The organism is Amycolatopsis mongoliensis, assembly GCF_030285665.1.
Lineage (GTDB): Bacteria > Actinomycetota > Actinomycetes > Mycobacteriales > Pseudonocardiaceae > Amycolatopsis > Amycolatopsis mongoliensis.
Genome location: NZ_CP127295.1, coordinates 10,221,787 through 10,247,317 on the forward strand (window position 1 = coordinate 10,221,787; position 25,531 = coordinate 10,247,317).

The 25,531-nt window shown below is 73.4% G+C and carries 20 protein-coding genes and 1 pseudogene; 13 read left to right on the top strand and 8 right to left on the bottom strand.

Features of this window, described 5'->3' with window-relative positions:
• The first annotated feature begins 53 nt into the window (after nt 1–53).
• From QRX60_RS49030 to QRX60_RS49060, 7 genes are all read left to right on the top strand, one after another.
• Nucleotides 54–2,480 carry a sensor histidine kinase gene (locus tag QRX60_RS49030; RefSeq protein ID WP_285998306.1) on the top strand — a complete coding sequence of 809 codons (2,427 nt, stop codon included), beginning with the start codon at nt 54–56 and terminating at the stop codon, nt 2,478–2,480.
• Nucleotides 2,481–2,532: 52 nt separating this feature from the next.
• Entirely contained in the window at nt 2,533–2,958 is a 426-nt protein-coding gene (locus tag QRX60_RS49035) for a roadblock/LC7 domain-containing protein (protein ID WP_285998307.1), read from the top strand.
• Complete coding sequence (locus QRX60_RS49040) at nt 2,955–3,326, top strand: DUF742 domain-containing protein (protein WP_285998308.1); 372 nt, start codon at nt 2,955–2,957, stop codon at nt 3,324–3,326. Before QRX60_RS49035 ends, QRX60_RS49040 begins: the two co-directional genes overlap by 4 nt.
• Nucleotides 3,307–3,900 carry a GTP-binding protein gene (locus QRX60_RS49045; RefSeq protein ID WP_285998309.1) on the top strand — a complete coding sequence of 198 codons (594 nt, stop codon included), beginning with the start codon at nt 3,307–3,309 and terminating at the stop codon, nt 3,898–3,900. Before QRX60_RS49040 ends, QRX60_RS49045 begins: the two co-directional genes overlap by 20 nt.
• 285 nt (nt 3,901–4,185) lie before the next feature.
• The gene (locus tag QRX60_RS49050) at nt 4,186–5,142 is read left to right on the top strand and encodes a hypothetical protein (protein ID WP_285998310.1); all 957 of its coding nucleotides are present in this window, start codon (nt 4,186–4,188) and stop codon (nt 5,140–5,142) included.
• Nucleotides 5,143–5,190: 48 nt separating this feature from the next.
• Nucleotides 5,191–5,820, top strand: coding sequence for a hypothetical protein (locus tag QRX60_RS49055; protein WP_285998311.1), 630 nt, complete (start codon nt 5,191–5,193; stop codon nt 5,818–5,820).
• Nucleotides 5,817–6,629, top strand: coding sequence for a hypothetical protein (locus QRX60_RS49060; RefSeq protein WP_285998312.1), 813 nt, complete (start codon nt 5,817–5,819; stop codon nt 6,627–6,629). The genes QRX60_RS49055 and QRX60_RS49060 overlap by 4 nt, the downstream gene beginning before the upstream one ends.
• Before the next feature lie 187 nt (nt 6,630–6,816).
• On the opposite strand, the gene QRX60_RS49065 is transcribed toward QRX60_RS49060, so the two are convergent.
• Both QRX60_RS49065 and QRX60_RS49070 read right to left on the bottom strand, forming a co-directional pair.
• Nucleotides 6,817–9,111, bottom strand: a complete 2,295-nt coding sequence (locus QRX60_RS49065) for an ATP-binding protein (RefSeq protein WP_285998313.1) — start codon at nt 9,109–9,111, stop codon at nt 6,817–6,819.
• Between the two features lie 64 nt (nt 9,112–9,175).
• On the bottom strand, nt 9,176–9,631 hold the full coding sequence (locus tag QRX60_RS49070) for a hypothetical protein (protein ID WP_285998314.1): 456 nt from the start codon (nt 9,629–9,631) through the stop codon (nt 9,176–9,178).
• A gap of 184 nt (nt 9,632–9,815) precedes the next feature.
• Between QRX60_RS49070 and QRX60_RS49075 the strand changes: the two genes are divergently transcribed.
• The gene (locus QRX60_RS49075) at nt 9,816–10,811 is read left to right on the top strand and encodes a tetratricopeptide repeat protein (protein WP_285998315.1); all 996 of its coding nucleotides are present in this window, start codon (nt 9,816–9,818) and stop codon (nt 10,809–10,811) included.
• Between the two features lie 6 nt (nt 10,812–10,817).
• Here QRX60_RS49075 and QRX60_RS49080 read toward each other — a convergent pair whose 3' ends face one another.
• The 3 genes from QRX60_RS49080 to QRX60_RS49090 all read right to left on the bottom strand — a co-directional run bounded on the left by QRX60_RS49080 (nt 10,818) and on the right by QRX60_RS49090 (nt 12,525).
• On the bottom strand, nt 10,818–11,702 hold the full coding sequence (locus tag QRX60_RS49080) for an RNA polymerase sigma-70 factor (RefSeq protein WP_285998316.1): 885 nt from the start codon (nt 11,700–11,702) through the stop codon (nt 10,818–10,820).
• Nucleotides 11,703–11,725: 23 nt separating this feature from the next.
• Entirely contained in the window at nt 11,726–12,103 is a 378-nt protein-coding gene (locus QRX60_RS49085; protein WP_285998317.1) for a DoxX family protein, read from the bottom strand.
• Between the two features lie 68 nt (nt 12,104–12,171).
• A complete protein-coding gene (locus QRX60_RS49090; RefSeq protein WP_285998318.1) occupies nt 12,172–12,525 on the bottom strand; it encodes a hypothetical protein in 354 nt (117 codons plus the stop codon).
• Nucleotides 12,526–12,781: 256 nt separating this feature from the next.
• Between QRX60_RS49090 and QRX60_RS49095 the strand changes: the two are divergent.
• From QRX60_RS49095 to QRX60_RS49105, 3 genes and pseudogenes are all read left to right on the top strand, one after another.
• Nucleotides 12,782–13,072, top strand: a pseudogene (locus QRX60_RS49095) (LLM class flavin-dependent oxidoreductase); the annotation flags it as partial.
• Between the two features lie 106 nt (nt 13,073–13,178).
• Nucleotides 13,179–13,676, top strand: a complete 498-nt coding sequence (locus tag QRX60_RS49100) for an LLM class flavin-dependent oxidoreductase (protein ID WP_285998319.1) — start codon at nt 13,179–13,181, stop codon at nt 13,674–13,676.
• Nucleotides 13,677–13,762: 86 nt separating this feature from the next.
• Nucleotides 13,763–14,410, top strand: coding sequence for a response regulator transcription factor (locus QRX60_RS49105; RefSeq protein WP_286003863.1), 648 nt, complete (start codon nt 13,763–13,765; stop codon nt 14,408–14,410).
• A gap of 149 nt (nt 14,411–14,559) precedes the next feature.
• Here the strand turns inward: QRX60_RS49105 and QRX60_RS49110 are convergent, their stop codons facing one another.
• The 3 genes from QRX60_RS49110 to QRX60_RS49120 are packed head-to-tail and all read right to left on the bottom strand — an operon-like array spanning nt 14,560 to nt 22,275.
• Nucleotides 14,560–17,340 carry an ATP-binding protein gene (locus QRX60_RS49110; protein ID WP_285998320.1) on the bottom strand — a complete coding sequence of 927 codons (2,781 nt, stop codon included), beginning with the start codon at nt 17,338–17,340 and terminating at the stop codon, nt 14,560–14,562.
• A gap of 2 nt (nt 17,341–17,342) precedes the next feature.
• Nucleotides 17,343–20,090, bottom strand: a complete 2,748-nt coding sequence (locus tag QRX60_RS49115) for an AAA family ATPase (RefSeq protein WP_285998321.1) — start codon at nt 20,088–20,090, stop codon at nt 17,343–17,345.
• Nucleotides 20,074–22,275 carry a helix-turn-helix transcriptional regulator gene (locus QRX60_RS49120; protein WP_285998322.1) on the bottom strand — a complete coding sequence of 734 codons (2,202 nt, stop codon included), beginning with the start codon at nt 22,273–22,275 and terminating at the stop codon, nt 20,074–20,076. The genes QRX60_RS49115 and QRX60_RS49120 overlap by 17 nt, the downstream gene beginning before the upstream one ends.
• A 796-nt stretch (nt 22,276–23,071) precedes the next feature.
• Here QRX60_RS49120 and QRX60_RS49125 point away from each other — a divergent pair.
• Both QRX60_RS49125 and rfbA read left to right on the top strand, forming a co-directional pair.
• Nucleotides 23,072–24,373 (top strand): sensor histidine kinase, encoded by a 1,302-nt coding sequence (locus tag QRX60_RS49125; RefSeq protein WP_285998323.1) that lies wholly within the window; start codon nt 23,072–23,074, stop codon nt 24,371–24,373.
• A 251-nt stretch (nt 24,374–24,624) separates the two neighbouring features.
• Nucleotides 24,625–25,512 (top strand): glucose-1-phosphate thymidylyltransferase RfbA, encoded by an 888-nt coding sequence (rfbA, locus tag QRX60_RS49130; RefSeq protein ID WP_285998324.1) that lies wholly within the window; start codon nt 24,625–24,627, stop codon nt 25,510–25,512.
• Nucleotides 25,513–25,531 lie beyond the last annotated feature (19 nt).

A 25,531-nucleotide genomic window follows, 5' to 3' on the forward strand; every position in this document is an offset into this window, starting at 1 on the left:
TCGTCCGGGTCCCCGTTTTTCGCCGACCGTCACTCAGGAGTTCGTGAACCGCCGTGCAGAACAAAGACGCTCAGGACGAGTCGGACAAGCCGTACGACAAGTCGATCCGCAAAAGGCTGACCAGGACCGTTCTCATTCCCAGCGTCACCCTGCTGGTGCTGTGGATCGCGGTCTCCTCCTACTTCCTCTTCAACGGCGTTTACGTCCGGCTGGTCGCGGCGTCCGTGCGCGAGGTGTCCATCCCCGCCGCCACCGCGCTCGCCGAGTTCCAGAAGGAGCGCCAGACCGCCCTGCAGTACCTCGACGACCCGGCGCTCGGCCCGGGACGGCTCCAGGTGCAGCAGAAGGCGACCGACGAGAAGCTCGGCGCGCTCCAGGACGCGTTCGCCGCGACGATCTCCAACGCGCCGGACGAGATCGCGGCCAAGGTCAACGCGCTGAAGTCCCAGTTCGACCAGCTGCCCGTGCTGCGCTCGCAGATCAGCTTCCGCAGCATCGACCGCGCGCAGGTCAACCGCTACTACAACGGCGTGATGGACACGGCGTCGAACCTCTTCGACACCCAGGCCCGCGTCGTGCCCGACGCCGAAGCCGCGACCGGCGGCGTCACGGCGACCTCGGTCTTCCGCGCCGGTGACGCCATGTCGCGCGAGACGTCGCTCGTGTCGACGGCCTTCTCGGCCGGCACCTTCGCACCCGACGACTTCGCCCAGTTCGCGCAGCTGTCCGGGACCTACCGGACGCAGCTGGCGCAGATCGAGCCCTTCCTCGATCCAGCCGTCCGCGTCAAGTACCAGGCACTGGCCAAGAGCACCGCCTGGCAGCAGCTGGCCACCGCCGAGGTGGCGATCGTCAAGCACGGCCCGTGGTCGCCCAGCGAACAGAACTCCGTGCCGGTGTCCGAAACGGACTGGCAGAACGCGACGAGCCAGGTCGCCCAGTCCCTCAACGACCTCGCCATCACCCAGGCGGACAAGGTTTCCGCGGCCGCGATCGACTCCGGTGACGCCCAGCTGCGCAACGTGATCATCGGCAGCATCCTGGCGCTGCTCGCGTCGCTGGCGGCGATCATCGTCGCGGTGCGGGTGTCCCGCTCGCTCGTCGACCGCGCCCTGATGACGCGCCTGGCGCGGCTGCGCAACGACTCGCTCGACCTCGCCCGCAACCGGCTGCCGGACATCGTGGCGCGGCTGAAGAACGGCGAACCCGTCGACCTGAAGGAAGAGCTTCCGCAGCTCGACCACGGCCGCGACGAGATCGGCCAGGTGGCCGAGGCCTTCAACACCGCCCAGCTGACCGCCGTCAACGCCGCGGCGAGCGAGGCGAAAGCACGCAGCGGCGTGCACAACGTGTTCCTCGGCATCGCGCACCGCAACCAGGTCCTGGTCCACCAGCAGCTGCAGATCCTCGACGAGATGGAAGCCCGCGAGGACAACTCGACGCAGCTGGCGTCGCTGTTCCAGCTCGACCACCTCGCCGCCCGGGCGCGCCGCACCACCGAGAACCTGATCATCCTCGGCGGCAAGCAGCCGGGCCGCCGCTGGCGCAAGCCGGTGGCGCTGATGGAGGTCCTGCGCGCGGCCGTCTCGGAAACCGAGCAGTACGCGCGGGTCCAGGTCGAGCAGGTGCCCGACGTCGCGATCGTCGGCGCCGCGGTGGCCGACACGATCCACCTCGTCGCCGAGCTGGTCGACAACGCGACGTCGTTCTCACCGCCCGGGTCCCCGGTCGAGGTCACCAGCCGCGCGGTCGCGCGCGGGATCGTCGTCGACGTGTCGGACCAGGGGCTCGGCATGAAGGACGGCGTCCGCGAGTGGGCGAACGCCATGATGGCCGAGGCGCCCGAGTTCGACGCGATGGCCCTGCGGGCCGACTCCAGCCTCGGCCTGTTCGTGGTCGCGCGCCTGGCGGCGAAGCTCGGTATGACCGTCACCTTCGACCCGTCCCGCTACGGCGGCCTCCGGGCCACCGTGCTGATCCCGTCCCAGCACCTGGCCGGCCAGCAGGAGAACCCCTCCGGCGAGCCCGGTTCCTCGCCGGCGGAGACCACCGCGGTCCTCGCCCCGGTGGGCGCACCCGCGCCGCAGGCAGCAGAAAGCTCACTCGGTTCCATGGACACGCCCAGCTCGTTCACCGGCCAGATCCCGATGAAGCGAGACGCCAAGCCGAGGCCGTACCCGGCACGCGCGCTCACCCCGCCCGACCCGCTGCCCGCCGTCCCGGCCGCGCCGGCCGCGCCGGTCGCCCCGGCGGCGGCCGCGGAGCCGGCACCCGGCGACGGACCGGCCGGGCAGTCTTCGCCGGCCGACGACCGGCCCCGGCTGCCCCGGCGCGAACCCCAGCAGAACCTCGTCGCCCAGCTCGAAACCGAACCCGACGACAGCGACGACGTCGTCGCGCCCGGAGAGGGGACCGCGCGCACGCTCGCGGCGTTCCACAAGGGCACGCGCCGGGGGCGGGGCGGGCCGGACGATGCATAGTCCGCGACAGCACACACGAAAGTCCACAGAGGAAAGTCAAGGTCTCTGACGCATGAACGAGTACGGGAACCCCAAACCCGATCTCAACTGGCTGCTCGACGACGTCGTGAACCGCGTGGTCGGCGCGCAGAACGCCATCGTGCTGTCCGCCGACGGTCTGCTGATCGGCAAGTCGGCCGGCATGAGCAAGGACGACTCCGACCAGCTGTCGGCCATCGCCTCCAGCTTGCAGAGCCTGGCCAAGGGGGTGAGCAAGCAGTTCAACCGCGGCCCGGTGTTGCAGAACATGATCGAGATGGAGCGCGGCTACCTGTTCGTCTCGGCGGCCGGGCAGGGCGCGTGCCTCGCCGTGCTGGCGGCGGACAGCGTCGACGTCGAGATGATCGCCTACGAAATGAGCCGGCTGGTCAAGCGGGTCGGGGACTACATGGCGTCCGCGCCCCGCGAAGCGGCGCACGTCCTCCGGGAGGCCACATGAGCGCCGACGACGGCTGGTACGACGAAGCCGCCGGGCCGCTCGTCCGGCCCTACACGATCACCAGCGGCCGGACGCCGTCCGACGCGGCCCGGCTCGACCTGTCGACGCAGGTGATGACCCTGCGCACCGAGCAGGAGCCGGTCGGGCTGGGCCCGGAGCACGTCGCGATCGTGCAGCTGTGCCGCCACCCGGTCTCGATCGCCGAGATCGCCGTCTACGTGAAGATCCCGCTGGGGGTCGTGCGCGTGCTCGTCGGCGACCTGATCGAACGCGGCCTCGTGATCACGCGCTCGCCCACCCACCACCCGGCGCAGTCGCCGGACCTCGAAACTCTCCAGGCGGTTCTCGATGGCCTCATCAAGTACTGACGGGACGACGGGGGCCGACCTGGTCCCCACGCCGGTCAAGATCATCGTCGCCGGCGGTTTCGGCGCCGGCAAGACCACCATGGTCGGCTCGGTCAGCGAGATCCCGCCGCTGACCACCGAGGAGGTGCTCACCGAAGCGAGCGCCGGGGTCGACGACCTGTCCGGCGTGGAACGCAAGACCACGACGACGGTCGCGCTCGACTTCGGCCGGATCACCATCTCGCCGCGGCACGTGCTGTACCTGTTCGGGACGCCGGGCCAGGCGCGCTTCTGGTTCATGTGGGACGACCTCGCGCGCGGGGCGATCGGGACGATCGTGCTCGTCGACACCCGGCGCCTGGAGACCAGCTTCGCCGCCATCGACTTCTTCGAGCGCCGCAAGATCCCGTTCGTCGTCGCGGTGAACTGCTTCGACAACGCTCCGCGCTACACCGCCGACGAGATCCGCGAGGCCCTCGTCGTCCCGGACCGGGTGCCGATCGTCATGTGTGATGCACGCGACAGGGATTCGAGCAAGCTCGCGCTGATCCGGTTGGTCAAGCACGCGATGACGGTGGCGCCGGTGCGGGTCTGAGACCTGCACTTTGTCCACTCCCTGTCCGGTCCGATGAAGCCGGTGTCCGATGTGTCCGTGCGTGTCCACCTCGGACACCGGCAAACCCACATGGCCCAATTGGTTGGACCACCCGGGTGCAGCTTTTTAGTTGAGCAAGCATCAAACTGATAGCATCTGCACGTGACGATTCACGTGCCGAAGTTTCCTGAATATATAAGGGAAAACTATCCGGCCCGCGGTCGTCTCTTCGGTGACTTTCTGTGCGGGCTGTGGGCTACCGCCTGTGAGGCGCTCGAGGTTCCGGTGGAGCAGTCCGTCCGGACCGCGCGGATGCTGCGCGCCCTGCTGCCGCCGTGGGCGCACGAGCGGATCGAGGCCACGCCGGCCGAGCCGTCCTATGTGGCGGACGACGGGTTCCCCGCCGAGATGTCGGTGAACTGGTCCGGGCGGCACCCGGAGCTGCGGATCCTGTTCGACAGCCTGGGCCACGACGTGGCTCCGCCCGGGGAAAGCGGTTCCCGCATCCTGGACCGGGTGCACGAAACGTTCACCCCCCGCGGGGGCCGGCCGTCGCCCGCTCCCCTGTGGCACTCGATCGCCTGGCGCCCGCCGTCCGGAGTCGTCCACAAGACCTACTTCGGGCTCTACCCGTGGCCGCACGCGCAGCGCGAGGCGGCCGTGGCCGAAGCCATGGCCCGGCTCGGCATGGCGGACGCGTGGGAGACCACCCGGCGCCAGGTCGAGACCGTCGAAGGCGCCCGGGAAATCGAATTCTTCGCCGTCGACCTGGCCGACGAGGCCCAGGCCCGGGTGAAGATCTACTACCGCAACCACGACGCCGGCCTCACCGAGGTGAACCGCGTCGCCTCGGTGGCGCTGCGTCACGACGCGGAAGACGCACGCGCCGCCTACCAGACCCTGGCCGGCGACCGGGAAGACGCCGGTGAGGCGGCCTTGAGCTGCCTCGCGTTCCGGTCCGGTCCGGACCGGGCGGCCGAGTCCACGACGTACCTGCGCCTGCCCGATCTCGCTTCCGGTGACGAAGAAGCCGTCGAGCGCACCGCCGCGTTGCTGCACCGCGAAGGCGTCGACCCGGGACGGTTTCGCCTCCTCACCGCCGCGCTCGCGCCCGGGCCGTTGTCCGAGACGAACATCCTCGAGCTGGTGAGCTACCGCACAGCGGGCCGCCGCGGCGACGTCACCACGTACTTCCGGTTCCCCGTGTACGACCGCTCCCTCACCCCTGTTGATCTTGCTTAGCGCCCACGGAAAGATGATCTCCCGCAGCACCACGGTAAGGAGCCGATCGTGACCCAGCAGGACGTCGAGCGCGTAGCCCGCCACAACGAGCAGCGGCAACGGGAGTACGAAGCGTCGGACCTGATCCGGCTGCTGACCGACGCGAGCACCTCCGACGAGACGAAGAAGGCGGTGCTCACGTACCTGCAGCCGTGGTCGAACGCCTTCCAGCGGATGATCAGCGCCCGGGTCACCTTCGAGAGCGACCCGGAGCTGCGGGCGCTGGCCCTGGAGCACCAGGAGGAGGAGATCGGGCACGACAAGATCCTGGCCCGCAGCCGCGCGGACGACCGGCAGCTGGTCTGGGACCCGGTGATCGAGGCCGGCGCGTCGTGGTTCGTCGACCAGTTCGCGATCCTGCCCGGCGTCCAGCGCGCGGTGCTGGCGCACCTGGCCCTCGAGGCCGGCAGCCTGGTGTTCAGCCAGGCGGGCACGCGGGCGTTCCCCGACGACGAGTACTTCGACCTGCACGACGAAGCCGACGTCGAGCACCTCGAGATGGGCTACGAACTGTTGCGGCGCCGCGGTGACTGGACGGTCGAGGGTGTCGTCGAGGTGCTCGACCGCGCCTGGCAGGTGATCGGCGTCGTCTCCGATCGCATCGCCGAGTGCGCCCGCCGCGATACGGTGGCGGCGTGACCACGACCGACCCGGCTTCGGTCGCTCGCGAGATCGCCGCCGAGGCCGCGCGCGCGTACCAGGAAGCCTTGGGAGAGCGCCTGATCGGCGCGTACCTGCTCGGCAGCCTGTCCTACGGCGGGTACGCCCCGGCGGCCAGCGACATCGACCTGGCGCTCGTCCTGGCGGACGCCGACGGCTCCTCGATCGCGGAGACCACGGCGTCGCTGCAGGAGCGGAGTCCGGTGCACCGCAAGCTGTCGGTGTTCTGGGCTTCGCTGCCGGCGCTGCGCGAAGGCCGCGACGACGGCCGGTTCCCGGCGCTGGACCGCCTGCAGCTGGCCGACCACGGCCTGGTCCTGCTCGGCTCGGACGTCCTCGCCGAGGTGGCCCGCCCGACGGCTTCGGAGCTGCTGCTCGAGAGTGCCCGGTTCGCGATCACGGTGCTGGCGACGCCCGAGGTGACCGCCGAGTTCCGCGAGCCGCGCCGGCTGCTGGCGGACACGGTGTGGTTCACGAAGGCGGTGCTGTTCCCGGTCCGCTTCCTCTACTCCGCAACGCTTCCGACGGGCCGCGCGGCGAACAACGACGAGGCGGCCGGGTGGTACCTGTCCCAGCCGGACGCGCCGGCGGGTTCGCTGGTCCGGTTGGCGTTGCGGGTCCGGGAGGGACACCCTCTGGACGCGGACGAGCTGCGCCCGGAGCTGGCGGCGGGGCTGGTCCCGTTGTACCGCTACTACATCGAGGACCAGCTGCGGCGGCTGAAGGAGATCGAGGCGCCCGCCGATCTGGTCGCGGCGTTCGCCGACTGGGACGAGCGGCTCGGCTGAGGAGCCGGCGCCGCGCCGCAAGGGGTTTGACGCTCGAGGCGCTTGTCGCCGTCAGGAGGGTCCGGCCGCGCTGACCCGGCCGGCGAGATGTAGTGAATGAGTCATTCACTACGTCCGGCGACATGAATGAGTCATTCACGTCGCTGGCCCCGCCGGGCCGCTGTCAACGGACCTCGGACGCGCGACACTAGCGCCGCGAGACCTGGGCCGCCCAGGCGGCCACCTGGCTGCGCGAATCGAACTCCAGCTTCCGCAGGATCCGGGTCACGTGCCCCTCCGCCGTCCGGCGGGAGATGACCAGCTTGTCCGCGATCTCCTGGTTGGACCGGCCGTCCGCGATCAGGAGCGCCACCTCGTGCTCCCGGTCCGTCAGCGGTGTCGACCGCGACGGGCCGGGGACCGGCGACGGTGTCGCGTCCCCCAGGGCGTAGGCGATCGCCTCCTCCAGCCCGAACTCCTGACCGCGGCGGAAGGCCGCGTCGAACGGGCCCTCCCCCAGCCCCTTGCGGGCCTGCGCCTCGCACTTCCCGTGCGGGGCGCCGAAATACCTCGAGCCGAACATCGGGAACCCGACCGCCTGCCAGATCGGCCGGGCGGACCCGAGCATCGTCGCCGCCGGTTCCCAGTGGCCGCGGGCCCCTTCGTTCCAGGCCAGCACCTCGATCGCCAGCACGATGCCCAGCAGGTCGTGGAACTTCCGCTTGACGCGCAGGCAGTGCCGTCCGTACTCGGCCGCCCGGTCGAAGTCCCCGCGGCCCAGGGCGACCAGGGCCTGGACGAAGATCGCGTAGGCCTGCGCCCACTGCTCGCCGTGGGCGACGCCGGTCGCGCACGCCTCTTCGCACAGCTCGCCCGCGCGGTCGAGGTCGCCCAGGAAGATCGACGCGACCGCCAGCTCGATGCCGGCCAGCATCACGTTGCTGTTGAGCTCGCCGAGCTGCCGGTAGCGGGCCTGCGCTTCCTCGAAGAGCGCCTTCGCGTCGCCGACGTCGTCGCCGACCAGCAGGTTGCAGCCGAGGCGGTGCGTCGCGTACGCCAGCGCCACGTCGTCGCCGACCTGCCGGGCGTACGCGCGGCACTCCTCCAGCATCGCGACCGCACCGGTGGTGTCCCCCTGCAACGTCGCGACGTACCCGTTGACCCACAACGCCTTCGCGCGTTCCTCGCCCGGTTCGGGGGAAAGCGCGAGCGCGCGGTCGAGCCAGTGGCGGCCTTCGCCGAACACCCCGCAGCCCGCCCAGTAGAACCAGAGGGTCGAGGCCAGCCGGAGGCCGGACTCGAGCTCACCGGGTGTCGTCAGGCAGTAGTCCAGCGCGGCCCGCAGGTTCATGTGCTCCAGGCGGGTCCGGCGGAAGGTCTCCGCCTGCTCCGGGCCGAACCACTCCCGTTCGCTGCGCACCGCCAGGTCGAGGTAGTGGTCCCGCATGGACCGCAGGGCCGCGGCCGCTTCCCCGGACTCGGCCAGCTTCTCCCGGCCGAACTGCCGCAGCGGTTCCAGCAACCGGAACCGCCCGGCTTCACGGATCAGCACCGACTTCTCCACCAGCCCGGCGAGCCCGGCTCGGACGTCCTCGCCGGCGCAGACGCGCCCGGCCGCCGGCAGGTCGAAGCCGCCGGGGAACACCGAGGTCCGGGCCCACAGGCGCCGTTCGGCCGGGTCGCACAGCCGGAAGCTCCAGTCGACGGCGGCCAGCAGCGTCTGGTGCCGGGGCTCGCCGCCGCGCTTCACCGTCCCGGGCAGCCGGAAACAGTCGCTCAGCCCGGCCTCCAGCTCCGCCAGCGTCAGCACCCGCAGCCGGACGGCCGCCAGCTCGATCGCCAGCGGGATGCCGGCCAGCAGCCGGCACACCTGCGCCACGCACTCCTGGTTCTCCGCGGTGACGGCGAACGCCGGGTCGACGGCGGCCGCGCGTTCGGCGAACAACGTCAGCGCCGGGTAGCGCAGCCAGCCTCCGCCCGGCAGCGGACGGCCGGGTTCGGGCAGGGGCAGCGGGGACACCGGCCAGAGGTGCTCGGCGGCCAGCGCGAGCCGCTCCCGGCTGGTCGCGAGCAGCCGCAGCCCGGGCGCGGCCCGCAGCAGGTCGTGCGCGAGCGTGGCGCAGGCTTCGAGAACGTGCTCGCAGTTGTCCAGGACCACCAGCAGCCGCCGGTCCCGCAGGTACTCGGCCAGGACGGCCGCCGGCGCCCGGCCGGTTTCGTCGTGGACGCCCAGTGCCTCGAGCACGGTGTGCGCGACGAGCGCCGGGTCCTGCAGCCCGGCGAGCTCGACCAGCCAGACGCCGTCGGGGAAGGCCCGGGACAGCCCGGCGGCGGTCTGCACGGCCAGCCGCGTCTTGCCGACGCCGCCCACGCCGGTCAGCGTGACCAGCCGGGCCCGCGTCAGCAGGTGCTTGACCTCGGCCACCTCGGACTTGCGGCCCACGAAGCTCGTCGTGTCCGCGGGCAGGTTCCCCTTCCCGCACGTCGCACCGGCCTTCCCCACCCGTGCACCGTAAGGACGTCCGCGCGGGCCGGTCAATGCGAGCCCCTCGGAGGAAGCAACCGCCTCACATGTCGGGGAGGCGGTACAGCGTGGGCGTGTCGCCGCCGTGCATCGCGGAGAGACTCGTGCGGCAGGCCTGGCGGACCTCGCGGTTGGCCGCCGACCCGGCCTGGCCGCAGCGCGGGCAGAACAGGTGCACCGCGCCGGGCGGCGTCTCGTCCACCGCGACGTCGACCGGGCACTCGCACCGGCGGCACCACCGGTGCCCGGTGACCACCAGGACGTGCAGCGGGTCGCCCACGCACTGGTGCGCCCAGCAGCGGTGGACGTAGCAGGTGCTCCGGGTGTGCGGGTTGAGGCCGTGCTCTTCCGCGGTGTCCTCGGCGGCCAGGATGGCGGCCAGCCGCCGGTCGTCGAGGTCGGCGTAGCGGTCGCGCGATCCCGAGGGGGCCGGTCGCGGCTCCGGGACGGTTACTGGGGGAACGACCCGGAGGAGGGGGCGCGACCGGCCGTGCACCATGGGTTTTCCGACCTCCTGGGGTCATCGGGGGCCGGTCAAGCTTGCGTCGGGGGCGTGCGTCGCCACACCCGTACAAGTACCTGACTCCATACCTGTCCCTCACGTGCCGCGCCCAGGGCACTACTGTCCGCCGTCGCGGAGGTCGCCGGGCGCGAGTTCGGCGAGTAGGCTCTACCCGCACCAAATGGTGCTGCCGGGAGTCGACGCCATGACCGATGCCGAGTTCAGCCTCCGCCAGGTTCTCCCCGAGCGCGCCGGGATGCCCGAGGTCGAACAGCTGGAGACACAGACGCGGGCGCTGCGTGCGGTGGACTACTCGAGCGGCGGCGGGATGTGCCGCGACGCCGTCCTCGTCCGGATCCACCGCGCGCACGAGCTGCTCGGCGCGGCCGCGGCGGAGCCGGTGCGGTCGAGGCTGTTCTCCGCGGTGGCCGACCTGCACAACCTGGCCGCGTGGACGAGCTTCGACAGCGGGCACGCCGGCGCCGCGCACCACCACCTCGACCTGGCGCTCACGCTGGCCGCGCACGGCGGCAACGACGAGCTCGCGGCCAACATCCGCTACCGGCGCGGGCGGATCCACCTGCACCACGGCGCGGCGGACGACGCGCTGGCCCAGTTCCAGCACGGCCGGCTGGCCGCGCGGCGCTCCGGCTCTTCGCTGGCGGCGAGCATCCTCAGCGCCAACCAGGCATGGGTCTACGCCGGGAAGGGCGACGAGCAGCTCGCGCTCGAACTCCTCGGCCGGGCCGCCGAGGAGTTCGAGGCCGCCGGGCCGGCCGAGCCGCCGGACTGGGCGCGGTTCTTCACCGAGACCGACGTCGCGGCGATGACCGGCACCGTGCGCACCGAGCTCGCCCTGCGCGGCCGGCCCCGCCACGCCCGCACGGCGATCGCGGCGCTGACCGACGCGGTCGGCCACTACGGCCCGAACATGGCGCGCAGCCGGTCGTTCTGCCTCGCCATGCTGGCCCACGCCCATCTGCTCGACGGCGAGCTCGAGCGCGGCGCGGAGATCGGCACCGAAGCGGTCGACGCGGCCGAGACGCTCAAGTCCGTCCGCACCAAGGACCGCTTGCGGCCGCTCAAGCTGGCGGCGCAGCAGCGGCGCGACCACCCGGCGGTCCGCGCCCTGGCCGAGCACATCACCGCGTTCGCCCTGAGCTCCGCGCACGTCTGAACGCGGTCACCGCAGGGTCAGCGGGGTCTCCGACTCGACGCGGGTGAGCTTCTCCGGGTTGCGCACGTAGTAGAGGCCGGTGATGCGGCCGCCCTCGACGCGGACGGCCATGACGCCGTCGAGCTCGCCGTCGAGGTGCAGGACGAGCCCCGGGTTGCCGTTGACGACCGTGGGGGCACTGGTGAGCTTCGCTTCGATCCGGCCGATGCCGCCGGTCATGAACCGGACCACCTTGCCGGCGCTCGCGATCGGCCGCAGGGCCGCCTGCTTGACGCCGCCGCCGTCGCTGACCAGGACGACGTCCGGGGCGAGCACGTCGAGCAGGCCCTGCAGGTCCCGGGTTTCCAGCGCGCGCTGGAACGATTCCAGCACCGCCCGGGTCTCGCGGGCGGAGACCGTCTCGCGCGGGCGGCGGGCGTCGACGTGCCGGCGGGCGCGGTGCGCGATCTGGCGCACCGCCGCGGGGGTCTTGCCGACGGCGGCGGCGATCTCGTCGTAGCCGAAGTCGAAGACCTCCCGCAGCACGAAGACGGCGCGCTCGGTCGGTGCCAGGGTCTCGAGGACGAGCATGAGCGCCATCGACACGCTCTCGGCGAGCTCGACGTTCTCGGCGACGTCCGGCGCGGTGAGCAGCGGCTCGGGCAGCCAGGGCCCGACGTAGGCCTCCCTGCGGCGCTTCACCGTCCGCAGCCGGTTGAGCGACAGCCGCGTCGTGATGCGGACCAGGTAAGCGCGCCGGTCGCGCACCTGCCCGAGGTCGATGTCGGCCCAGCGCAGCCAGGTCTCCTGCAGGACGTCCTCCGCGTCGGCCGCCGAGCCGAGCATCTCGTAGGCGACGGTGAAGAGCAGGTTGCGGTGGGCGACGAAGGCTTCGGTCGCGTGGTCGCCCATGGCCGGCCCCTCTCTTTTCGCGGTCACGCGGACGCGGTGCCGAAGCGACCCCAGGCGAGGAAAACCGCCAGGGCGAGGTAGGTCAAGTTCAGCGCCACGAACTTCGCCTCGCCGTGGCGCAGGTGGGTGATCATGGCACCGACCATGAGCAGGACCCAGCAGGCGGCGGTCACCGGGACCAGGACGGGGGCGATCCCGAGGGCCGCGGGCAGGACGAGACCGGCCGCGGCCAGCAGCTCGAGGACGCCCAGCGTCTTGACGAAGCCGGTGCTGCGTTCCCCGGTCCATTCCCCGCCGGGGGTGGCGGCGAGCTTCGCCTTGGGCACGAACGCCTTGCTGACACCCCCGGTCAGCGCGACGACGGCGAGCAGCCCGGCGGCGATCCAGAGTGCGATGTTCATGAGGTCTCCTTCATCGGTCGGCCTCAAGACACCGGGTACGGGGTCGCTGTGACAGGGCACGACCCGGGTCACACGATGGGGCCGGCCTTCGCCGCCGCGACCGGTTCGAGCAGCCGGCGCGGGGTGGTGATCGCGGCGTGCCACCGCAGTCGGCCGGGCAGTTCGTCCTGGCGCGGAAAGACACCTTCACCACCGACGGACCGTACTTCGTTCCTTGAGGAGAACCCACGCGCGACCCGCGGGCGCCGGCCGATCTCCCCGCCGACCGGCGGCTGCGCCTCGACGTCACCGACCAGGACGGCCTCGACCGCGATCCGGGATGCCGGCGAGGCGGACCTCCTGATCAGCAACGCCGGCGAAACCGCGCGCGCACCGGAAACCGTTCCGCTCGAGGAGGTCGAACGGCTCTTCCGGCCCACCACGGTGGCCGCGACGATCGAGCAGGCCGCGCCGCCACTGCGCGGGCCGGCCGGGGCGCCCGCCGAAAGGCCTTGCGGGCCCGGAAGGACGCGCCGGAGAACGAGCCGTTCCTGGTCGCGAAGATCGGCTGGCAGGCCGGGTCCCCGAAGCCACCGCGGCCCGGTGGTCCGGACCAGACGTACTTGAACGAGCAACTAAACGGGAGTACTACTGGCCCCAGGGTCAGCAAGATCCGTTTCGCTCTTCAGGGGAGAATTCATGCAGTTGGGGTTCAGCCTTCCGGTCTTCGGCAAGGCCGCGGCCAAGCCGGGCGGGATCGCCCGGTACGCGCGCGATGCCGAACGGGCCGGGGCGGCCAGTCTCTGGGTCGGCGACCGGCTGCTTTCGCCGGTCGCTCCCGTCGTCTCCTACCCGGGTTACGACACCATGCCCGAGGAGTTCCACACCGCCCAGGACCCGTTCACCGCGCTGGCCGTCGCCGCCGCCGTGACCGAGACCGCGGTCCTCGGCTCCAGCACCATCAACGCCACCCAGTACCAGCCCGCGAACTTCGCGCGGCTGCTCACCAGCATCGACGTCGCCAGCAACGGGCGGCTGCTGCCCGGCCTGGGCATCGGCTGGTCGCCCCGACGAGTACGCGGCCGTCGGCATCCCGATGAGCGAGCGCGGCAAGCGGCTGGACGACCTGCTCGACCTGCTCGAGACCTGGTGGGCCGAGGACACCGTGGCGCACGAGGGCGTCGGCTACGCCATCGCCGAGTCCCACGTCGCCCTCAAGCCGGTGCGCAAGCCGCCGGTGCACCTGGCCGGGTTCGGCGAGAAGTCGCTGCGCCGCGTCGCCGAGCGGGCCGACGGCTGGCTGCCCGTCTGGTCGGTCCCCGAGCAGTTCCCCGCGGACGTGCTCACCTCCACCCTGGCCAAGATCCGGGCCGACGCCGAACGCGCCGGGCGGGACCCGAAGGCCGTCGGCGCTGCCCTGCGCGTGAACGCCGCCCCGGGCACGGAACCGGAGATCATCGCCGAGTCGGTGACGAAGATCGTCGCGGCGCTCGAGCCGGACCACACCTTCGTCGACCTGACCTACCTGACGAGCAGCGTGGACGAGCACCTCGACCTCACCGGCAAGCTGCTGGAGCTGGTCGCCCGGGGCTGATCGACATCGCGGCGCACTGTCCGGGCGGAGGCGGCCCGGGCAGTGCGATACTGCGGGGTGTGCGCACACAAGGGAAAGACGACAGCGTGATCCGCCTGGTGATCGTCGACGACGAGCCGATGGTGCTCGCGCACCTGCGTACGGTGCTGACCTCGGCCGGGGACATCGAGATCGTCGGGCAGGCACAGGACGGCGCCGAAGCCGTCGAGGCCGCCGGGCGCTTCCGGCCCGACGTCATGCTGATGGACCTGCGGATGCCCGGCGTCGACGGGCTGACCGCGATCGAGCGGATCGTCAAGCTCCCCGACCCGCCCGCCCTCGTCGCCCTCACGACCTTCGACACCGACAGCTACGTCCTCAAGGCGCTGCGGGCCGGGGCGTCGGGCTTCCTGCTCAAGTCGACGCCCCCGGAGGACCTGATCGGGCTCGTGCGGGTCGCCGCCGACGGGCACACCGTGCTGTCGAAGGAAGCCGCCCGCCGGATGGTCACCGCGTCCGCCGGGGAGCACGAACGCTCGCAGGAGGCGCGGGAGCGCACCGCCGACCTCACCGACCGCGAGCTCGACATGCTCGTCTGCCTCGGCGAGGGCATGTCGAACGCCGCCATCGCGGCCAAGCTGCACCTGTCCGAGGCCACGGTGAAGAGCTACGTCTCGCGGATGCTGACCAAGCTGGGCTGCGCCAACCGCACCCAGGCGGGCCTGCTGGCCCACGAAGCGGGTCTCGCGGGCTGACCCCGCCGGGCGCGGTGCCTACGCGCTGCTGCGCGGCCGCCGAGCGGGTCTCGCGGGCCGCCCTACCGGACGCAGTGAATGACTCATTCCTGGCGTCCGACGCCAGGAATGAGTCATTCACTGCGTCCGGAGGCGACCGAACCCGGTGCCTACGCGCTGCTGCGCGCCCCGAAGCCCCACGCGCCGAAGACCTCGGCGAGCTCCGCGCGACCCGAGATGCCCAGTTTCCGGTAGCAGTTCGTCAGGTGCTTCTCCACCGCCCGCCGGGTCACGTTGATCTCGGCCGCGATCTCGCCGTTGGTCAGCCCGTCGAGGGCCAACCCGACCACCCGGCCCTCCGCTTCGCTCAGCGCCGCCGACGGTCCCGCGGCCGTGCCCGGCCCGGTCGTCTCCTCGGCCGTCCGGCCGGTGAGCCACGGCGCGCCGCAGCCCTCGGCGAGCCGGAACGCCTCGCGGAACCGTTCCTCCGCGCCCGCCTTCCCGCCGTCGCGCAGCAGCGCGCCCTCCGCCAGCAGGGCGCGGACCAGCTCCAGCCGGTCCCCCGACGCCCGGGACGACTCGATCGACTCCGCCACCAGGCGGTCGGCTTCGGGGCCCGAGGACAGCGACGCCTTGATCCGCAGCGCGCGCCCGATCGGTGCCGGCGCGCCCCAGCGCCGCGCCCACCGGACCTCGTCGTCGATCAGCTCGCCGGCCGAGACGGGGTCGCCGAGCCGCTGCTGGAGCCAGGCGCTCCAGGTCCGCCACGGGAACAGCGCCGGGTTCCGCCAGCCCGCCCGGTGCAGGGCCGCGCCGCAGTCGAGGAACCGCGCCAGCGCGCCCCGGGGGTCCTCGACCGCCGTCGCGGCACCGCGCAGCATCAGCAGGGCGGCCCGGACGTGCAGGCCGGCCCGCCCCAGCGCCTGCTCGTCGTAGTGCTCGACCAGCGTCGTGGCGAGGCGCTCGTCGCGGGTGACCACCGCGGTCGCCACGAGCGCCATCACCAGCGATTCGGGTGCTTCGCCGAGGTTCCCGCCGATCAGCTCGTACGCCTCCCAGGCCGTCGACCGCGCGCGGGTGAGCTGCCCGGTCTGGGCCAGCACCGCGGCGCGGGCGGAGATCAGCGACGCCGGCCGCGACGGCCGGCCGAGGACCGGTTCGCCGGCCGCACTCTCCAGCCACGACCACGTCGGGCCGACCGCCCCCGCGGCGAGGGCGGAGATGATCAGCAGCGGCGCGGTGCCCGCGAACTCCGCGGACGACGCCGGGGCGCAGCGCAGCAGCCGGTCGGTCAGCTCCACCACGGTTCTCGCGGGCATCCCGGCGCTCAGCGTGGCCGCGTGCAGCAGGACCGCCAGCAGCTCGCGTTCGGCGAGGGTGGCGATCGACGGTTCCGGGCCCAGCTCGCGCAGGCGGTCCACCGCACCGGCGAGCAGCGCGGGGTCTTCGCAGCGGGTGAGCCGGATCCGCGCCTCCAGGCGGAGCCCGGCCTGCGCGCCGGCGTCCTCCGGGCCGACGCGGCCGACGAGGACGGCGGCCTCCGGCCGGAGGAAGGCCGACAGCGGCAGCAGGGTGACCGCCTCGGCCCGTTCACGCGGGGTGGGCAGCAGCCCGATCGCCTGCGTGAGGTGCCGGATCGCGGCGGCGACGTCGAAGGCGGCTTCGGTGAGCGCCAGGTCCACCAGCCGCCAGCCCCGCTCCGGGCCGCCGGGCGGGAGGTCGAGCAGCGCGCGGCGCAGGTACCGCGCCGCCGTCTCGGGTTCCCCGCGCCGGGTCGCCGCGTCGGCGGCCGTGCGCAGCTCCTCCGGCATCCACGGCGACGGCGACGGCGCGGGCACCTCGAGCAGCTGGGCCGCGACCGTCTCCGCGGCGAACCCGGCCTCGTGGAACACGTTCGCCGCGCGCACCCGCCACCGCAGGTCCTCCTGCGCGGTCATCGACGCCTCGATCGCGGTCCGCAGCACGGGTGCGGCGAACCGCGGCGGGCACGCCGGATCGAGGACCCCCAGCCGGCCCAGGGCCCGCACGGCCTCCGCGACGGCCACCGAGTCGGCGCCGGTGAGGTGCTCGACCAGCCACGGCTGGGCGTGCTCGCCGAGCACCGCGATCGCCCGGGCGCAGTCGGTCACCTGCGGGGGCAGCACGGCGAGCTGGGCGGACAGCCGTTCCTTCAGCACCGACGGGCCGACGCCGTGCGGGGGGTCGCCGCGCACGACTTCGGCGAGGTACAAGGGATTTCCGCCGCTCGCCGCGTGGCAGGCGGCGACGAACCGCGCGTCGCCGGCCCGGCCGTCGGACGCGGCGCGCAGCACCGCCGCGACGCCGGCCTCGGACAGGTTCGCCGGCCGGATCCGGGTCTTCGCCAGTTCCCACAGCTCGCGGATCGCGGGCCGGTCGGCCCCCGGATCGCCTTCGCGGACCGTGACGACCAGCGCGCAGGGCAGCTCGTGGATCCGCCGCGCGCACTGCCGCAGCCAGGTCAGCGACTGCCGGTCGGCCACGTGCAGGTCGTCGACCAGCACGACGAGCGGCCGCTCGGCGCCGACCGCGGCGAGCAGGCCGAGCAGGCCGTGCGCGGTCAGCACGTCGTTGTGGTCGCCCGGTTCCCACCCCGGCCAGCCCGGGGCGCCGGGGAACAGCCACCGCGCCGCCGACGCGGTCCCCGCGAACCAGCGGTCCGCAGCGCGCGCGTCCGCCTCGGCGACCAGCGGCTCGAGCACCTGGCAGGCGATCCCGAAGTCGAAGTCCTGTTCGGTCCGGCTCGCCGCCGCCGCGAGCACCCGCGGGCCACCGGGATTCGCCTCGGCCGAGCGCAGGACTTCCTTGAGCAGCGCCGTTTTCCCCACGCCGAGCTGCCCGGTGACCACCGTGACCGAACCCTCCCCGGCCCCGGCCGCGGTGATCGCGGCGCACAGCCGGCGCAGCTCGATCTCGCGTTCCGGCAGGGCCACGGCTAGCCCTCCTCGCCGGCGGAGGCGAGCGCCTCGGCGAGCTGGCGCCTACCGCCGATGCCCAGCTTGCGGTAGACGTTGGTCAGGTGCAGCTCGACCGTCCGCCGGGTCACCGCGAGCTCCACCGCGATCCCGGCGTTGGAGGTGCCCGCCGCGGCCAGCTTCGCCACCCGGCGCTGGGCCTCGGAAAGGCCGTGCAGCCGCGAAACCTCGCCTCCGGTCAGCTCGTTCAGCCGGCCGAGGACGCCCCGCCAGCGGTACCGCGCCGCCAGGGTGCGGGCCTCCGCGAGGAGATCGCCGGCCCCGTCGCCGTCGCCGGCCGCCAGTTCCACCAGCGCCGTCGCGTGGCGCAGGTGACTGCCGCTGCCGCGCAGCAGCCCGACGGCCTGCGCCAGGTGCCCGGCGCGGTCCGGGTCCCGGGGGCCGAGGGCGAGCCCGGCGGCCAGGTGCGCGCCACCGACGGCGGCCCGGGTGCCCCACGCGGTCGCGGCGGCGAGCTCCTCGCCGAGCAGGAGCCGGGCGGCTTCCCGTTCGCCGCCGGCAACCAGGCACTTCGCGGCGGTCGAGCGCCACGGCAGCACCTCCGGGTTTTCCCAGCCACGCGCGGAAAGCCGGCGGCCGCACTCGCGCAGCGGGGCGAGCGCCTGCTCGGGCCGGTCCTCGCCGAGCAGCACCGCGCCCTTGGCGTACAAGAGGAACGCGCTGCCGAGCCCCGGACCCGGCTCGACGGGATCACGCTCGAGCGCCTGCCGGGCGAGGTCGACGCGGCCGGCTTCGAGGTGCACCCTCGCCTCGGTCGCGACCACCCGGGCGCGCAGCATCGAGTGCCAGTGCCGGGGCGGCACCAGCTCGTGCGCGCCGGACAGGTCGGCCGCCGCGTCGTCGAGGGTTCCCGCGGCGAGGTGCCGCTCGGCTCGCTCGGCGAGGGCACGGGCGACCAGCGTCCGGGAGCACTGGCGGCGCGCCTGGGCGAGGACGTCTTCGCCGTGGGTGTCCGCTTCGGCGAGATCCCCGGTGAGCACCAGCGCGCCGACTGCGGCGGCGCGCACGGTCAGCGCGCCCACCTCCGCCATCGGCTGCGCCAGCGCGGCCCGCGCCAGCCCGCGCACCCGGGCGGGCCGCAGCCCGCGCCGGGCGAGCAGCACCGCGGCCGCGGCCGCCTGCGCCGGGTCCGCCGGCCGCTCGGGCAGCGGCGGCATGCCGTACCCGCCGACGGCCGACCGGTCCTGCGGGTCGCCGTCGACCAGCCAGTACAGCGCGAGCAGGGTTTCGCGCTCCGCCGCCGAGACGTCCGGGCGACGGAACGCGGCGACGAGGGTGCGCACGTTCAGCCCGCCCCGCGCGTTGAGCAGGTCCGCGGCCAACAGCCGGTGGCCGCCGAGCCCCGGACCGTCCAGTTCGGACAGTACCCGGGCCAGGTGGCGGTCGCCCGCGTCCTGGTCGAGCAGGAGTTCCGCGGCACCGAGGTCGATGAGCACCGCCGCGCGCCGCGCCGGATCGAGGGGTTCCTGCAGGGCGCGCTTGAGCGACGCCGTCGCCTGCCCGTCGCGGTCGCCGGCCTGGCCCAGCCGGGCGGCCGCGCGCAGCACCTCCACCACCCAGGGCTCGCCGATCACGCGGGTCCGCCGCAGGATCGCCGCGACCGCCGCGTTCGCGACGCCGTGTTCGTGGCCCAGCTTCGCCGCGCGGGTGAAGAAGGCGTCGCGCTCGCCCTCGCTCATCCGGCCGAGCACCCGCTGGCCGGCGTCCGGTTCGGCCAGCCCGCCGCCCGGGGCGACCAGGCCGATCTCCCGCAGCCGCGCGAGGTCCGCGGCCAGCCGCTCCGGCGGGCACCCGGCGAGCTCGGCCAGCAGTGCCGGGCCGAAACCCTCCTGGCACACCGAAACGGCGCGCAGCACGGCGGTGAGCTCGGCGGGCAGGACGTCGACCAGGCGCAGCAGGCGTTCGCCGGCGATCCGGGTGAAGAGCCCGGCCCGCTCCCGCGCGAAGCCCGGCTCCATGCGCAGCCGGTTCAGCGCCTCGGTCAGCACCGCCGGGTTCCCGCCGCTGCCGCGCACGGCGTGCTCGACCAGCCGCTCGTCGGCCGCCGCGCCCAGCCGCTCCCGCACCAGGCGGGCCACCGCGGCGTCGCCGAGCGGGCGCAGCCGGATCCCGTGCGCGGCGGCCACCGGCCGCCAGGTGTCCAGCCCGCTGGTCTGGCTGACCACCAGCAGCACCGGAATATCGCCCAGGAGCCCGGAAAGCGCGTGCAGCCACGCCCGGGACGCGGCGTCGGCCCAGTGCAGGTCGTCGACGGCGAGCACGAGCGGCCGGCCCTCGACCGCCGCGGCCAGGTCCCGGCACAACCCGCCGAGGACGCGTCCGTCCGGCACCGGGCCGGTGCTCTCCCCGACCGCCGCCGCGGGAAGCCCGCCGCCGAGCGCGGTGAAGATCTGGTGCAGCACGGTGAACGGCTCGGTGCCGTCGGACGGGCAGCACGGGACGTGGGCGACGCGCAGCCGGGCGTGCCGGGCGGTCGCCGCGACCGAGGCCAGCAGGGCGCTGCGGCCGGAGCCGGGCGCGCCGGTGACCGTGACGACCGCCGGGTTCCCGTCGGCCAGGCCGTGGACCAGCCCGGTCAGCAGCGCGGACTCCTCGTCCCGCTCGGCCAGCCGCGGCCCGGGCACGCCGCGCTGGTGCGGCAGACCGGTCTCGCCGGGCCGCGTCCACCCGTCGAGCACCGGGGCGTCGTCGCTACCCGGCGAGCCCATGCGTCCTCTTCGGTGCCCCGGGGACCGAGGGGGAACCCGCGCTCGCCCGCAGCGCGACGGCCAGTTCGGCGCGGCTGTCCACGGCGAGCTTCCGGTAGACGTTGGTCAGGTGCAGCTCGACGGTCCTCGGCGAGACGAACAGGGTGCCCGCGACGTCGCGGTTGCTCGCCCCGCCGGCGACCAGCTCGGCCACTTCGCGTTCGCGCTGGGTCAGGACGTCGGCTCGCGGTTTCCGCAGCCGGCCGCCCGACTCCTCGAGCAGCTCGCGGGCGAGCGCGCCGATCGAACGCCACCCCGAACAGGCGGACAGCATCGCGGCCTGGCGCAGGTGCTGGCGCGCGGCCTTGCGGTCGCCGACGCACGTCAAAGCCTTGCCCAGCAAGTACTCCGCCCGCGCGTACTCGACCCGGCAGGGCGAGGTCGCCAGCACCCGGACCGCTTCCGCGAGCAGTTCCACCGCCCGCGTCCCCGACCCGGCCACGCCGCGGCCGACCAGCACCAGGCCGCGCGCGGTCGGCGTCGGCCAGCCCTCGGCGAGTTCCTGCCCGCGTTCGGCGTACGCGGCCGCTTCCCCGTGGCGACCGTGCCCGGCGAGCAGCAGCGTGGCGGTGAACCACCAGGGCGCGAACACCGGGTTGCCGATGCCGGCTTCCTCCTGCCGTCGGCCGGATTCGAGCAGCAGCTCCAGCGCGCCGTCGACGTCGGAGCGCGCCGCCCGGGTCCGCGCCAGGCCGAGCAGCCAGAGGTGGCGCTCCGCCGGCGCGTCGTCCAGTTCGTCCGGGCGTGCCGCGCGCAGCAGCCCCTCGGCGGCGGCCGGCTCGTCGTCGGCGCGCAGGGCGGTCGCCAGCGCGGTCCGGACCGCGAGCCCCGGGCGCTGCCCCGCGCTCGCCAGCGCGGCGACGCGGACGTCGGCGAGCGCGCCGTCGCGGTCGCCGCTCTCCCGCAGCACGCAGAAGCGGGCGGCCAGCGCCCGGCCGAGTCCCGGGCGGTCGCCGAGCACCGCGGCCTCGGCCACCGCCCGGTCGAGCGCCCGCACGGCGTTCGGCGCGTCGTCGACCAGCCGCAGGGTCCGCGCGGCGGCGAGCAGGTCGTCGCTCGACGCGGCCGCCGCCGGCAGCCGGACCACGGCGCGGGCGCAGGCCGCGGCGACCTCGGTGCCGCGGCCGGTCAGCGCGAGAGCGGCGGCCCGGTCGGCGAGGTCCCGGGCGCCGGGGTGGCGGACCGCGGCCGCGCGGGGGGCGGTCGCGGCCCGTTCCCGCAGCAGGCCGCGCGCGGCCTCCCGGGTCGTGGCCCCGGCGGCGAGCGCCGCCACGGGCACCGCGCGCGAGTCCGTGCCGAGCCGTGCGGCCAGCCGGTCGATCAGGCCACCGAGCGGCGCCTGCCGCCGGCCGGCGGCGTCCGCGGCGGTGGCCGCGAGCGCGTAGAGCACGGCGACGGCACAGTGGTCACGCGGGTCGCGGACGTGTCCGGCGGCCGAGCGCAGCTCCGTCATCGCCGCCTCCGGGTCGAGCCCCAGCCGGGCGGCGGCCAGCGCCAGCCGGACGTCGAGCCGGCCCGGCTCGGCGGCCGCCGCGCGGGACAGGTGGGCGACCGCGGTCGCCGGGTCGTCCCGGCTTTCCGCGGCGGCCGCGGCTTCGAGCGCGAGGTCGATCATCCAGCGCTCGTCGAGGCGGGGCAGCGCGCCGAGGTGCGGGGCGACCTCGGCGGCGGGCCGGGCGTCGTCGTTGAGCACCCGGGCCGCGCGCAAATGCAGGTGAGCGAGTTCTTCGGCGGGCGTTTCCGCGAGCAGGCGGGATCGGACCGACCGGTCGAGCACGCTTCCGGCGAACAGATTCGCGCGTCGAATTCCGTCGATCGCGATCCGCACCGGGCGCGCCGGCAGCCCGCACAAAGCGGCCACCCTCGGCACGTTCTGGTCGTCGAGGACGGCGATGGCGGTGGCCACGGTCCGTGCCTGCGCGGACAACCCGGCCAGCGCGTCGACCGGGCTGGAGGCGGCGACTTCCCAGCGGTGGCACCGGTCCTGCGCACCGATCTGCCCCAGTGCCCAGGTGCCCGGGCCGGGCTCGTCGGGACGGCGGCAGAGGACGAGCAGAAACCGCTCTCCGCGCCCGCACCGCAGCAGGAAGTCGAAGAACCGCACCGACGATTCGTCGCACCACTGGGCGTCTTCGACGACGATCACGGAATTCTTTTCCCGCAATGGCCCGGAAAGCAGCAACGACCGCAAAGTGCGGAATTTCCGGTGGAGTCCGGAACCGTCTTCCGCGGGCAGTTCCAGAGTGCGCGCAATGGCGCCGCCCGGATCGGCGTGCCCCGCGAACAGTTCGGTGAGCGCGTGGAACTCGGGAGGCTCGGTGACTCCGCGACCGGAGAAGCGAATAATATTCGCGGACCGGCCCGTTTCCGACGCTTCGAAGCTCGCCAGCAGGGCGCGGACGCCGCCGTCCGGCGTCCCGTCGACCAGCATGGCCTGCGCGGACTCCGTCCACGCCAGTGCCGCACACCGGGACAAGGCGCCCGGATCCCCGGCGAAGTCCGGATTCGAAGTGGGTTCCGACATGCCGCCATCGACCTTTCCTGCAAGCTCGGCAAAACCGAGCCCTTTCCCGCAGCCCCCAGAGCCGCCGAAGGATCTGACCGTCCGAACGCTATTGACACCGCCGCCGGGATGAAAACCACCGTCGGTGCCCGATCTGTGCCACTTCCTCCACTAACAGGTGACCGTACCAGGCGCGACGCATGCTGTCAGCGAAGACCACCACCCGGACGGGTGACACACTTGTAGCATTACCGAGCGCCTAAAACTGGACATTTAACCAAGACTTGAGGTCCCTCTTGTTGTCCGTGGGCCGAGGGGGTGACGGGCAACCAACGAAAGTTGTCGGTCCGTCGCCCGCCGGGCAACTTTCGTCGCTAGTCCGCCCCGGGAAGCGGCGGTCCACCTCCCGGAGCCGCCCCCGGGAGCTAACGTGGGGCCCGTGTCGGACGTCACTCCAGGTACTCGAACCACGCTGCGTGAGCAGCTCGGCACCCGCGCGGGGCCCAAGCACGAACTGGCGACGCTGCTCAGCCTGGCGGTGATCTTCGGCGCGCTCGACGTGGTGATCAGCGTCAACAGCCAGCCCACCACCGGCTGGGCCGGCCCCCGCGCCGACCTCGTCCTCCAGCTCCTGGTCGACGTCTCGGTGCTCGGGCTGCGGCGCTTCCCCAAGACGGTCACCGGCATCGCACTGGCCGTGGCGTTCGTGACGGTGCTGGCCGACGGGCTCGCCCCCGGCCTGCTCTCCCCGGAGAACCCGGCCAGCCCGCTGATCCTGCCGCGCGTCACGTCGGTCATCGTGATCTTCCTGGTCCGGCTGGAGAGCCCGCGCGTCGCGTTCCCCCTCATCGGCGCCCTGGCGATCATCGGCAGCGAGCCGTGGGCGCCCAGCTGGACCATCACCCCGGTCGGCCTGCTCAGCACGATCGGCCCCGCCGCGGTCGTGCTCTACCTGGACGCGCGCAAGCAGCTGCTGCAGGAGCTGCGCGACCGCGCCGAGCGAGCCGAGCGCGAGACGCACCTGCTGGCCGAGCAGGCCCGGTTCGAGGAGCGCCGCCGCCTCGCCGCGGAGATGCACGACGTCCTCACCCACGGGCTCAGCCTGATGGTGCTGCACGCCGGGGCGCTCGGCATCAGCTCGAAGGAACCCGACGTCCGCAAGGCCGCCGAGGAGATCCGCGCCCGCGGCGCGATGGCGCTCGACGAGCTGCGCGACCTGGTCGGGGTGCTGAACACGACCTCGGCCGACATCTCCGAGCGGATGACGGGGCCGAGCCCCCGGCTCGGCTCGGCGGGCGCGCCGAAGGAGCCACCGCCGCCGCCCGACCCCGCCACGCTCGTCGCCGAGTCGGTCGCGGCCGGCATCCCGGTGGAACTGGACGTCGAAGGCGAGCGCTCGCAGATGTCCCCCACCATCGCGCGCACGGTCCACCGGATCGTGCAGGAGGCGCTGACCAACGCCCGCAAGCACGCGGCGGGCGCCGAGATCCGCGTCGAACTGCGCTACCGGCCGGACGGCGTCGGCATCCGCGTGGTCAACACCCCGCCCCGCCGGCAGCCGGACGAGGTGCTGGCCGGCAGCGGTTCCGGGCTGGGGCTGTCGAGCCTGCGCCACCGCGTCGAACTGGTCGGGGGGACTTTGCAGGCCGGGCCCACGCCCGACGGCGGGTTCCGGATCGCCGCGGACCTGCCGGCCTACGTGCCGACGACGGAGACGCGCCAGAAGTCCGCGCACCGCTGACTCCCACGCCGCACCGATGCAGTGAATGACTCATTCACCTCGTCCGACGACATGAATGACTCATTCCTGTCGTCGGACGCCAGGAATGAGTCATTCACTGCGCCCGAAGTCCGGCCTGCGCGACGGGCCCGGGCTCGGCAGCGCCGCGCCGCGCACCCAGCGCGCCGCGCCAGGACTGGAGATTCTCCTACTCCTCCCGCGCTTAGGGTCGGGCCGACCGCGATCCTTCCGACCAAGAACGTGGGGCCCACATGAAAGGCATCATCCTGGCCGGCGGCAGTGGCTCCCGACTGCATCCGGTCACGCTGGGCGTCTCCAAGCAGCTCGTCCCGGTCTACAACAAGCCGATGATCTACTACCCGCTGTCGGTCCTGATGCTCGCCGGCATCACCGAGATCCTGCTCATCTCGACCCCGCACGACCTGCCCGCGTTCAAGCGGCTCCTCGGCGACGGCGCCGAACTCGGCCTCCGGCTCAGCTACGCCGAGCAGGCCCACCCGAACGGTCTCGCGGAAGCCTTCATCATCGGCGAGGAGCACGTCGGCGACGACACCTCCGCCCTCATCCTCGGCGACAACATCTTCCACGGGCAGGGTTTCTCGGACGTGCTGCGCGCCGCGACCCACGACCTCAAGGGCTGCGTCCTGTTCGGCTACGAGGTCTCCGACCCGCACCGCCACGGCATCGGCGAGGTCGACGCCGACGGGAACCTGGTCTCCATCGAGGAGAAACCGGCCCACCCCAAGTCGAACCTGGCGCTGACCGGCCTGTACTTCTACGACAACGACGTGGTCGAGATCGCCAAGGGGCTCACGCCGTCGGCCCGCGGCGAGCTGGAGATCACCGACCTCAACAACGTCTACCTCGACCGGGGCCGCGCCAGCTGCGTCGACCTCGGCCGCGGCTTCGCCTGGCTGGACACCGGCACGCACAAGTCGCTGCTGGACGCCGGCCAGTACGTGCAGACGATGGAGGCACGCCAGGGCGTGCAGATCGCCTGCCTCGAAGAGATCGCGCTGCGCATGGGCTTCATCGACGCCGACCAGTGCTACGCGCTGGGCGAGCGGATCGGCAGCTCGGGCTACGGCGAGTACGTCATGGACTTCGCGCGCCGCGCGCGGCCGCTCACCACGGTCTGAACCCCGGAGGATCCTTCCC

Coding starts and splice junctions, on each gene's coding strand:
- QRX60_RS49115 (WP_285998321.1), bottom strand. CDS start 20,090: ATGGGCTCGCCGGGTAGCGACGACGCCCCGGTGCTCGACGGGTGGACG.
- QRX60_RS49080 (WP_285998316.1), bottom strand. CDS start 11,702: ATGGGCGACCACGCGACCGAAGCCTTCGTCGCCCACCGCAACCTGCTC.
- QRX60_RS49070 (WP_285998314.1), bottom strand. CDS start 9,631: ATGGTGCACGGCCGGTCGCGCCCCCTCCTCCGGGTCGTTCCCCCAGTA.
- QRX60_RS49040 (WP_285998308.1), top strand. CDS start 2,955: ATGAGCGCCGACGACGGCTGGTACGACGAAGCCGCCGGGCCGCTCGTC.
- QRX60_RS49100 (WP_285998319.1), top strand. CDS start 13,179: ATGAGCGAGCGCGGCAAGCGGCTGGACGACCTGCTCGACCTGCTCGAG.
- QRX60_RS49045 (WP_285998309.1), top strand. CDS start 3,307: ATGGCCTCATCAAGTACTGACGGGACGACGGGGGCCGACCTGGTCCCC.
- rfbA (WP_285998324.1), top strand. CDS start 24,625: ATGAAAGGCATCATCCTGGCCGGCGGCAGTGGCTCCCGACTGCATCCG.
- QRX60_RS49075 (WP_285998315.1), top strand. CDS start 9,816: ATGGTGCTGCCGGGAGTCGACGCCATGACCGATGCCGAGTTCAGCCTC.
- QRX60_RS49035 (WP_285998307.1), top strand. CDS start 2,533: ATGAACGAGTACGGGAACCCCAAACCCGATCTCAACTGGCTGCTCGAC.
- QRX60_RS49085 (WP_285998317.1), bottom strand. CDS start 12,103: ATGAACATCGCACTCTGGATCGCCGCCGGGCTGCTCGCCGTCGTCGCG.